The organism is Bhargavaea sp. GQ12 (assembly GCF_059758705.1).
This window is the reverse complement of the sequence record NZ_JCAXEU010000016.1, coordinates 59319-68497: the sequence shown is the minus strand read 5'-3', so window position 1 is coordinate 68497 and position 9179 is coordinate 59319. Positions and strand designations below refer to the sequence as shown.

Annotated in this window: 8 protein-coding genes; 2 read left to right on the top strand and 6 right to left on the bottom strand. The window is 47.3% G+C overall.

Annotated features, from left to right (window positions below; all coding sequences use genetic code 11):
- Positions 1-25 precede the first annotated feature (25 nt).
- From AC6CHQ_RS13250 to AC6CHQ_RS13225, 6 genes are read right to left on the bottom strand one after another with little or no spacing between them, the layout of a single operon-like run.
- Complete coding sequence (locus AC6CHQ_RS13250; protein WP_498081761.1) at positions 26-1741, bottom strand: dihydroxy-acid dehydratase; 1716 nt, start codon at positions 1739-1741, stop codon at positions 26-28.
- A gap of 1 nt (position 1742) precedes the next feature.
- Complete coding sequence (locus tag AC6CHQ_RS13245; protein ID WP_498081760.1) at positions 1743-2576, bottom strand: enoyl-CoA hydratase/isomerase family protein; 834 nt, start codon at positions 2574-2576, stop codon at positions 1743-1745.
- The gene (locus AC6CHQ_RS13240; RefSeq protein WP_498081759.1) at positions 2557-3768 is read right to left on the bottom strand and encodes a CaiB/BaiF CoA transferase family protein; all 1212 of its coding nucleotides are present in this window, start codon (positions 3766-3768) and stop codon (positions 2557-2559) included. The genes AC6CHQ_RS13245 and AC6CHQ_RS13240 overlap by 20 nt, the downstream gene beginning before the upstream one ends.
- Positions 3765-5291, bottom strand: a complete 1527-nt coding sequence (locus tag AC6CHQ_RS13235; protein ID WP_498081758.1) for a tripartite tricarboxylate transporter permease — start codon at positions 5289-5291, stop codon at positions 3765-3767. Before AC6CHQ_RS13235 ends, AC6CHQ_RS13240 begins: the two co-directional genes overlap by 4 nt.
- A gap of 11 nt (positions 5292-5302) precedes the next feature.
- Positions 5303-5767 (bottom strand): tripartite tricarboxylate transporter TctB family protein, encoded by a 465-nt coding sequence (locus AC6CHQ_RS13230; RefSeq protein ID WP_498081757.1) that lies wholly within the window; start codon positions 5765-5767, stop codon positions 5303-5305.
- 58 nt (positions 5768-5825) lie between these two features.
- The gene (locus AC6CHQ_RS13225) at positions 5826-6800 is read right to left on the bottom strand and encodes a Bug family tripartite tricarboxylate transporter substrate binding protein (RefSeq protein ID WP_498081756.1); all 975 of its coding nucleotides are present in this window, start codon (positions 6798-6800) and stop codon (positions 5826-5828) included.
- A 160-nt stretch (positions 6801-6960) separates the two neighbouring features.
- Between AC6CHQ_RS13225 and AC6CHQ_RS13220 the strand changes: the two genes are divergently transcribed.
- Both AC6CHQ_RS13220 and AC6CHQ_RS13215 read left to right on the top strand, forming a co-directional pair.
- Complete coding sequence (locus AC6CHQ_RS13220) at positions 6961-7653, top strand: Crp/Fnr family transcriptional regulator (RefSeq protein WP_498081755.1); 693 nt, start codon at positions 6961-6963, stop codon at positions 7651-7653.
- A gap of 229 nt (positions 7654-7882) precedes the next feature.
- Positions 7883-9178, top strand: coding sequence for a hydroxymethylglutaryl-CoA reductase, degradative (locus AC6CHQ_RS13215; protein WP_498081754.1), 1296 nt, complete (start codon positions 7883-7885; stop codon positions 9176-9178).
- The last annotated feature ends 1 nt before the right edge of the window (position 9179 follow it).

The following is a 9179-nucleotide window of genomic DNA, read 5'->3' as shown; positions in this document are numbered from 1 at the left end:
AACCGGCACGAATGCCGGTCTGAAGTCACACATTTGCGTTCTCCAATTGCTTCTCTTTGGCACTTGTAGTGCCCCTTAGGAATGTAAAGTCGCAGCCCTGATCAGCCTGCAGGACGTTTTCAGCGTACATCTTTGGGTAGCCTCTTTCCAACTCATTCGTTTGAATCGGCATTTCCTGCTTTCTCTTTTCCATTTCTTCTTCAGTTATATGGAGATCCAGACGCTTTTCCTTTACGTCAAACTCGATTATGTCGCCGTCTTTGACGTAATTGAGCGGACCGCCAACCGCCGCTTCTGGTGCGACATGGAGAATTACAGTGCCGTAAGCTGTTCCACTCATCCTGGCATCAGAAATTCGAACCATATCTTTGATGCCTTTTTCCAAGAGTTTTTTGGGAATAGGGATATAACCTGCTTCCGGCATTCCCGGTCCTCCAACAGGACCTGTATTTTTTAAAATTAATACACTGTTTTCATCGACATCAAGATTTGGATCATCAATCCTCAGGTTCAGATCTTGAACGTTTTCAAAGACTATAGCCGGTCCCTTATGGGATTGGAGGCTTGCAGCTGAATGTTTAATAACTGCGCCTTTTGGAGCCAAGTTTCCGAATAAAACAGAAAGCCCCCCGCTTGCCGCCAACGCCGTCTCTTTTGTCCGGATGATGTCAGCGTATTCTTCAATCCGATCAAATACTTTGAGATTGTCCCCGAGTGAAGAACCTGTAACTGTCATCATTTCGAGATTCAGTTCCTCTATTAGTTCAGACAAAATGACAGGCACCCCGCCGGCCTTATGCAGGTCTTCCATCTGATACTTCCCGGAAGGGCGGACATTTGCAATCAGTGGTGTGGTTTCACTGATCCGGTCAAAGTCCTTTAGTTGAATATTAAAGCCCATCCGGCCTGCTATCGCCAGGAGGTGGATAATCGTATTCGTGGAGCCTCCGATAGCCATCAGTGCGGTGATGGCATTTCTAATCGAATCCTCTTTGACAATGTCCGAAAAGTTCATTTCATTATGGACCAAATTCACAATCGCTCTTCCGGAGTCTACGCAATGTTCGACCCGTTCATTATGAGTGGCCGGAATTGTCGCTCCGCCTGGCAGCATAATTCCCATCGTCTCTGCGCAAACAGCAATCGTGCTGGCACTTCCCATGACCATGCAGTGTCCCGGCGTCGGTGCCAGTTTTGCATTGATGTCTTCGGATTCCTGTTTAGTGATGTCATTCGCTCTATACTCCTGCCAGAAAAAGCGGCAATCTGAACAGGCTCCGAGCGTCCTTCCGCGGTATTCACCATTATTCATCGGGCCACCGGTCACTAGAATTGTCGGGATATCCGCACTGGCAGCACCCATCAGCAAAGCCGGCGCCATTTTGTCACAGCCGCCAATCAGGACAACCCCATCAATCGGCTGAGCTTTGATCATCTCTTCCGCATCCATTGCAGCCAGATTCCGGTATAGCATGGTCGTGGGAGACGTATTGATCTCACCTAGCGAGATAATCGGAAACTCTAGCGGCACTCCGCCAGCCATTAACACACCACGCTTGATCGCTTCCACCAAAGGCTGAATATGACTGTGGCAACGGTTAATCTCGCTGAACGTGTTGCAAATCCCAATTACCGGTTTCTTGTAGTCTTCTTCGGAATACCCCAAATGACGGTTAAATGCTTTACGGATATACCGGCTGAATCCGGGGTCCCCATAGGAGGTTAAGTTTTTGTCCAGCATTTCAAGCACCTCCCTTGGAGGAAGTTGCCGCTCCGAATTTTTCGCTCAGCTTCTCAATTGCCTCCTGATGCTCTTCATGGAAAACGCTGATTGCCATTTGGGAAGACACGTAATCCAGCGATTGTCTAAGTGACATCGACTCCCCTTCGTTCACGATCCGCTTAATCATGCGGACAACTTGCTGTGGCTTTTCCAGAATAACGGAGCAGAACTGTTTCACAGCCTGGTCCAATTCTTCCGGTGCGACGACCTCCCGCACGAGACCCATCTCTTTGGCTTCCTCTGCGCTATAGATTTTTCCTGTCCAGAACATCTCCAACGCTCTTTCCTTGCCGACAATTCTCGGCAGGTAATAACCTCCTCCATCACCCGGAACAATACCTGCATTAATATAGGTTTCTCCGACCTTGGCCCGGTCTGATGCAATCCGATAATCGCACATCAGTGCCATATCAAGTCCTGCACCGATGGCAGCCCCATTAATTGCTGCAATCATCGGCTTGTCAATCTCATCCATCAATAGAGGAATCCGCTGAATGTTTTTCCACAGACTGTTTTTCACAGCGAGTGGGGTGCTGCGGAAGTCATCTTGTTCCCCTTTCGTCTTTCCCATGAACCCTTCATTCCGAATCATAGACTTTACATCGCCACCAGCGCAAAATGCTTTCCCATTACCGGTGAGTACACCGATATGGATGTCTTCGTTATCCCGAATTTCGATCAGGGCCTCAATCCATAGGTCAATCATTTCCTTACTAAATGCGTTCATCTGTTCGGGACGATTTAAATGAATAAAGGCGACATTACCTTCGATCTTAAACTCTAAGTCTCTCATCGGAAAACACGACCCCTTCCTCTACCAGTTTCTCTATTTCTTCTGCGCTGTAACTCAGATTCTTCAAGACCTCTTCTGTATGTTCTCCCAAACGGTTCGAAGGACTCTTTACAGTAACCTCAGAACGAGAGAAATGGATCGGCGCCTTGATCACCGGAGTCGGGCCGAGGCTCGGGTGGTCGGTTTCCTCAATGATGCCGTGTTCCTGGATAATGTCGCTGTTCACCAGTTCATCGATTCCCCACACCGGACCATGAAGGATGTTTGCCTCCTCAAAGATTTCACACCACTCCTCAGTAGTCTTGCTCATAAATACTTGATTCAAGTACTCCGTGAGTTCTTCACGGTACTGGACGCGTTTGTGGTTGGCATCATATTTCTCAACTAATAGCTCCTCGTGGCCAATCGCTCTGCAGAAGGGCTCCCAGGCATGGTCAGCTTGTGCACCTGACATGATCCACCCATCCTTTGTCGGGAACGCCTGATAAGGAACGACTTGAGAGTGCTGATTTCCGTATGGTTTTGGATTCTCTCCGGTAGCAATGTACTGACCGAAACGGGTGGAGAGATTCAATACCATCATATCGAGCAAGTTAATCTCGATTTTCTGGCCCAGACCACTCTTTTCTCTTTCATACAAGGCTGTTGCTATTGCGCCAAAGCCGATAAAGGCAGTGGTATTATCTGCAATCGGTACACCCGGCAGAATGGGAGCTGAGTGTTCATCTTCTGCCGTCATGCTCATGACTGCCCCCATCCCCTGAATGATCGGGTCCATACCCGGACGAAGACGATATTTCCCTTTTGTTCCAAAGGCAGAAACACTTAAATAAATAATTCGCGGATTGATCTCCTGCATATCCTCATAGCCGATTCTCAGTTTCTCCATCACTCCCGGCCTGAAGTTTTCAATGACGACGTCAGCTTCGCCAATCAGCTTCCGGACAATCTCTTTACCTTTTTCGTCTTTGAGATTAAGGGAAACCCCTTTTTTTCCGTGGTTATACGCAACGTACAGATAACTCTCGCCATTCTTAAAGAAAGAGCCTGATTTTCTCACCTGGTCTCCGGTTGGAGATTCAATCTTAATCACTTCTGCCCCCAAGTCCGACAAGATGTTTCCGCAGTATGGCGCGGAGAGCCAGTGTGTGAACTCCAATACCTTGATTCCTTCCAATGCACCTTTATTCATGATTCAACCGCTCCTCTTTTTGTTAGAACGCTGCCCTTATTTCGCAAAAACTTCACAAACAGCGGTGATAGCAACGCAATCAAGATCAACAGAATTAAAACAATGGAAATCGGACGGCTGAGGAAATAGGTAATCAGATCACCTTTTGCCATCAGCATAGATTGCCTGAGACCGTTTTCCGCAATAGGTCCGAGGATCATCCCTAAAATGACTGGCGCAGGATGGAACCCTGTTTTGCGCAGGAAATAGCCTACCAGACCAAACAGCAACATGACCCATACATCAAAGAAGTTGTTGTTAATCGCAAACGCACCAACTACACAAAGTACAACAATGACAGGAGATAGAATCGCTTCCGGGGCAGAAGATGCTTTCAGGAAAAATCTTGCCCCCAACAGACCGATAATCCCCATGAGGATTGTGGCAATGATAAAACCGATAATGACCGAATAGGTTACATTCGCGTGTGTCGTGAAAAGCGTATGGCCGGGAATCAGACCCTGGATGGTTAAGCCGCCAAGCAAAACAGCGGTCGTAGAACTTCCCGGAATCCCTAATGTCAGCAATGGAATTAGCGCCCCGCCTGTGACTGCATTATTTGCAGACTCCGGTGCTGCAACTCCTTCAATATGACCTTTACCGAATTCATCTTTGTTTTTTGAGAAACGTTTCGCTTCGTTGTACCCAATCCAGCTTCCAATATCGCCGCCGGCACCTGGCAACATCCCGACCAGTGTTCCAATGCCACTGGAACGAAGGATTGTAGGCAAAATCATTTTGAATTCTTTTCTGTTCGGCCGAATTTTGCCAGAGATCTTGGCATTCGAAAGATCGGCTTTCTTCTCTTTTCTCTTCTCTACTTGGATCATGACTTGTGAGAGGGAGAACAACCCGATCATGGCGGGGACAAGCGGGACGCCAGATTCCAATGAAGAAAAGCCCATTGTAAATCTTGGATAGCCTGTTAAAATATCGACACCAACTGCACCGATAATCAGACCGATTACCCCAGATGCAAGACCTTTCGCCATCGACTTCGATGCCAGGCTCGCAATAATGGTGAGCCCGAATATCCCTACCAGGAAATATTCCGGTGCACTAAAAGCAAGCGATATTTTCGATAGTGGTGGTGCCAAGAAAAGTAGAAAGAGCGCACTGATTAATCCACCAATCATGGAGGAGACTGTCGCAACACCAATCGCCTTTCCACCCTGACCTTTTTGAGTTAGTTTATAGCCATCAATTGCCGTTGCTGCAGCAGAGGGAGTTCCCGGGGTGTGTATTAAAATTGAAGAAATAGAACCTCCATACATAGCAGATGTATAGATCGCTGTCAGCATAACTAAGCCAGCGACCGGAGTCATTCCAAACGTAATCGGAACCAACAGCGCAACAGCCATCGTCGAGCTAAGACCTGGAAGGGATCCTACAACAATCCCTCCAATTACGCCAACGAACATGGCGATCAGTACTTCTAAGGTCATCAATTCGTTAAATACAGATCCCAATAAATCCATGCTCATAGTGTCACCTCCTATTCAAACATCAAGCCCGCAGGCAGACGCACGTTAAGTTGTTGAACAAATAACAAGTAGATAAATAAATTGACCACAAGAACGGTAGTGATTACTTTGATGATGGATCGATAACGGTTCAGGTAAAGGTAAAGAACCAAGAAAATTGAGGTGGCGACGAAAAACCCGACCACCGTAATCAACAGGCAGTATAAGAAGATTCCTGCAAACACGATGAGAGGAGACTTCAACATTTCAACATTCAGCTTTTCTTCATCGTCCCCATGATCTCCATAGGTTTTTTCATCTCTTCCGACACCTTTAAAGAGAATAGCCAAGGCAAATATGGCCAGTAGGATGATGAGTACCATTGGGAATATTGCTGCCTCACTGATCAGCTCTCTGGCCATCATATAGAGAACCCCAGAGACCAAGAGTAATGCAGCGCCCATCACAACATCTTGATTGATCGCTTTCTTAATCACAGGTCATCCCCCCTTAAAATGAAGGCTACCAAATACGCTGTATTTGGTAGCCTGATCTTCAGTAGCCAAGCAGGTCGCTCAGGCTTTTCACCTGTGCTTCATCTTCTTTCAACAGCTCCGTAAATTCTTCAGGTCCATAGTGTTTAACTTCAAGCCCTTGTTTCCCCATCTGCTCGATTTGCTCTTCATTTTCAATCGCTTTCTGGAGAGCCGTGCTCAGTTTTTCTTTGATGTCTTCAGGCAGTCCGGCCGGAGCGGCAATGCCTCGGGCGGAGCGGTGGGTCACTTCGGGATAGCCTAGTTCAGCTGTTGTCGGTACATTCTCAAGGAACGGAGACGGCTCTTCTGTGGTGACCGCGATGGCTTTCATATCCCCATTCTGATGATAGTTAGCAGCTTCACCAACCTTTGCAACAAACAGGTCAACGTGCCCTCCCAACACCTGAGCAGAACCTTCAGAAGCTCCCTTTGTATGAATTGGCGTGATCTTCGTGTCGTAGTGTTTGTTCATCAGAAGAATAGCCATATGATCGTTGCTGCCCACGCCCGAAGTTGTCGCAGTCAATTCGTTTTCCTGGGCGTACTTAATCATTTCTTCAAAGTTCGTGAAACGATCTTCATCGGCTTTGATTGCAATCACACCAGGATCCAGAACGTGATTCGCAAGAAAATCAAAGTTCTCCAAAGTTTCCTGACGGTTATATTTCGGGTCCAGATAGCCGGTAATGATATTCGGAGAGTTTACATAGCCGATGGTGTACCCATCCGGATCTGCCTTGGCAAGCTCTGCCCAGCCAACCCAGCCGGCACCGCCCGGCTGGTTGATAATATTCACCGTAACGCCGAGCTCGTCTTCCAAGTAGGGTTGTAAGATCCGGGCACCCGTATCCGTTCCTCCGCCTGCCGCATAGGCCACAATCAAATCAATCGAGTCATCCGGAAATTCGTCGCTCGACTGTGCTTCACCATTTCCGCATGCCGCCATTGCCATCGAAGTAATTAATGTAATCCCCAGCAATAATCTTTTTTTCAAACCAATTCCTCCTTACGCTCAGGAAAGCGCTTTCTTTGCTTGAGTATATATAGTTTTGATGTCGAAAAATATAAAACTCTTTATGTTATCTGATTTTTTATTTAGTTTCTGTGATAAAATATGTTCGAATTCCGAAATTTTATGGAGGGAGCGCATTAGCATGCCGACCAATCAACTGTTACCTACTTTTTGGATGAAGGACGCACCTTACGATTGGGGAATGCTAGAGAAGGGACCTATCCATCAATATAAGAAAAATGAAATCCTCTTCTTGGAAGGAGAGAAGATGGAGAGCGTCTTTCTAATTAATAAAGGGCGTGTAAAACTATCGGTGACCAATGAAAATGGTCAGGAGAAGAACGCAGGATTTCTTGGTGCCAACTCCATTGTCGGAACGTCTTCCTTATTTAATAACGCCCAATATATGTTCACAGCGACTGCCATCACAAACTGTCTGATTTGGAAGTTTGATAAAGATGAATTCATCAAGAAGGTACTGACAGAAGAAAAACTGATGTTGCAAGTGTTCAAGATCATGAGTCTCCGGATCCGGACATTAACCAACCACACATTAGACTTATCCTTTGAACATTCGCTCAAACGATTAAGCACTGCCCTCTTGGAGATGAGCGCAGCATATGGAATTACCAGAGAAGACGGAAGCATCTACATAGATTTCAACCTGACTCAGCGGGAATTGGGTGAACTGATCGGCACTACGTGGGTCACTGTATCCAACCACCTAAGAAAATTACAGGAAGCTGAAATCATTGCGAAAGAAAAACGCAATTATGTGATTCTCGACTTGGAGGCTTTAAAAGAAATACACAATCACAAATCGTCATCAAGCTGAAAACGACACTAGGCGGTGGGCCAGTGTCGTTTTCTAGACGGTAAAGTAAAATCTTCTATTCACATGAATAAGCCTAGCTCCCTCCCCTTTAAATCACTATCTTTTCAAAATTCATTGACAACAAGTTTCGACATTGTTAGCATTCTCATTGAAAGCGCTTTATTTTTTGTCTAATAGTTGAATGTCATTCAACAAAGTTGAATAAAATTTTCCAAGGAGTGTGTTCCCTATGACCACTACAGGTTCTCGCCTCCCCCAGTTCTATAAGAAGAGCGTGGAGGAACGGATTGAACTACTAAAAGAAATGGCTGTTCTGGACCAGGAGACACTGGCGATTCTGACAGAACCGGAAGGACTCCCGATCGATGTCGCGGACCGGATGATCGAGAATGTGATTGGCAACTTTGAGCTTCCTCTTGGAATCGCCAGCAACTTTATCATCAACGGCAAGGAGATTCTGATTCCGATGGCGGTTGAAGAACCGTCCGTTGTGGCTGCGGCTTCCAACATGGCGCGGATTGCCCGGAAATCCGGCGGCTTTGAGACTTCCTATACCGGTTCCATCATGATTGCGCAGATGCACGTGCTGAACCTTGAAGATCCGGAAAAGGCGAAAGAAGCGATTGAAGCCAACAAAGAAGAGCTTCTGGACATGGCCAACTCGTTTGATCAAACTTTGCATTCTCTTGGCGGCGGCGCCAAAGACATCGAGATGCGCGTTCTCCATATGAGAAATGGCGACCCGGTTCTTGCCCTCCACCTCATTGTTGATGTCCTGGATGCGATGGGAGCAAATGCGGTTAATACAATGACCGAACGTCTAACACCGAAGATTGAACAATTAACGAATGGCACTGTTCTGCTTCGCATCCTCAGCAATCTGGCAGCCTATCGTCTTGCGAAAGCAACAGTAAGAATCCCGGTTGAGCATCTGGAAACTGACGAGTTCTCCGGCGAGGAAGTCGCGCGGCGAATGGAACAGGCCAATGAAATCGCAGTAATTGACCCTTACCGTGCTGCCACCCACAACAAAGGCATCATGAATGGAATCGATCCTGTTATCATCGCGACCGGAAATGACTGGCGCGCAATTGAGGCCGGTGCTCATGCTTACGCCTCCCTTTCCGGTCAGTACCGTGCACTTACCGAATGGCATGTCGAAGACTGGGTGCTCACCGGCTCCATCGAGATTCCAATGGCTGTCGGTATTGTCGGGGGCGCAACCAAAACCCACCCTGCCGCGCAGGCCTGCCTGAAGCTGATGGGGGTTGAAAGCAGTTCCGAACTCGCGCAGATCATTGCCGCAGTCGGTCTCTCTCAGAACATGGCGGCTATACGAGTTCTAGCTACCGAAGGCGTTCAGCGTGGCCATATGGCCCTGCACGCAAGAAACATCGCGGTTCAGGCCGGTGCGGAGAAAGATCAGATCGACTGGCTGTCCAACAAAATGGTGGAACTGAAAGACGTCCGGATTGATAAGGCAAAAGAGCTTCTCAAAGAATTGCATGCCGGCAAGAAAGCGTGAC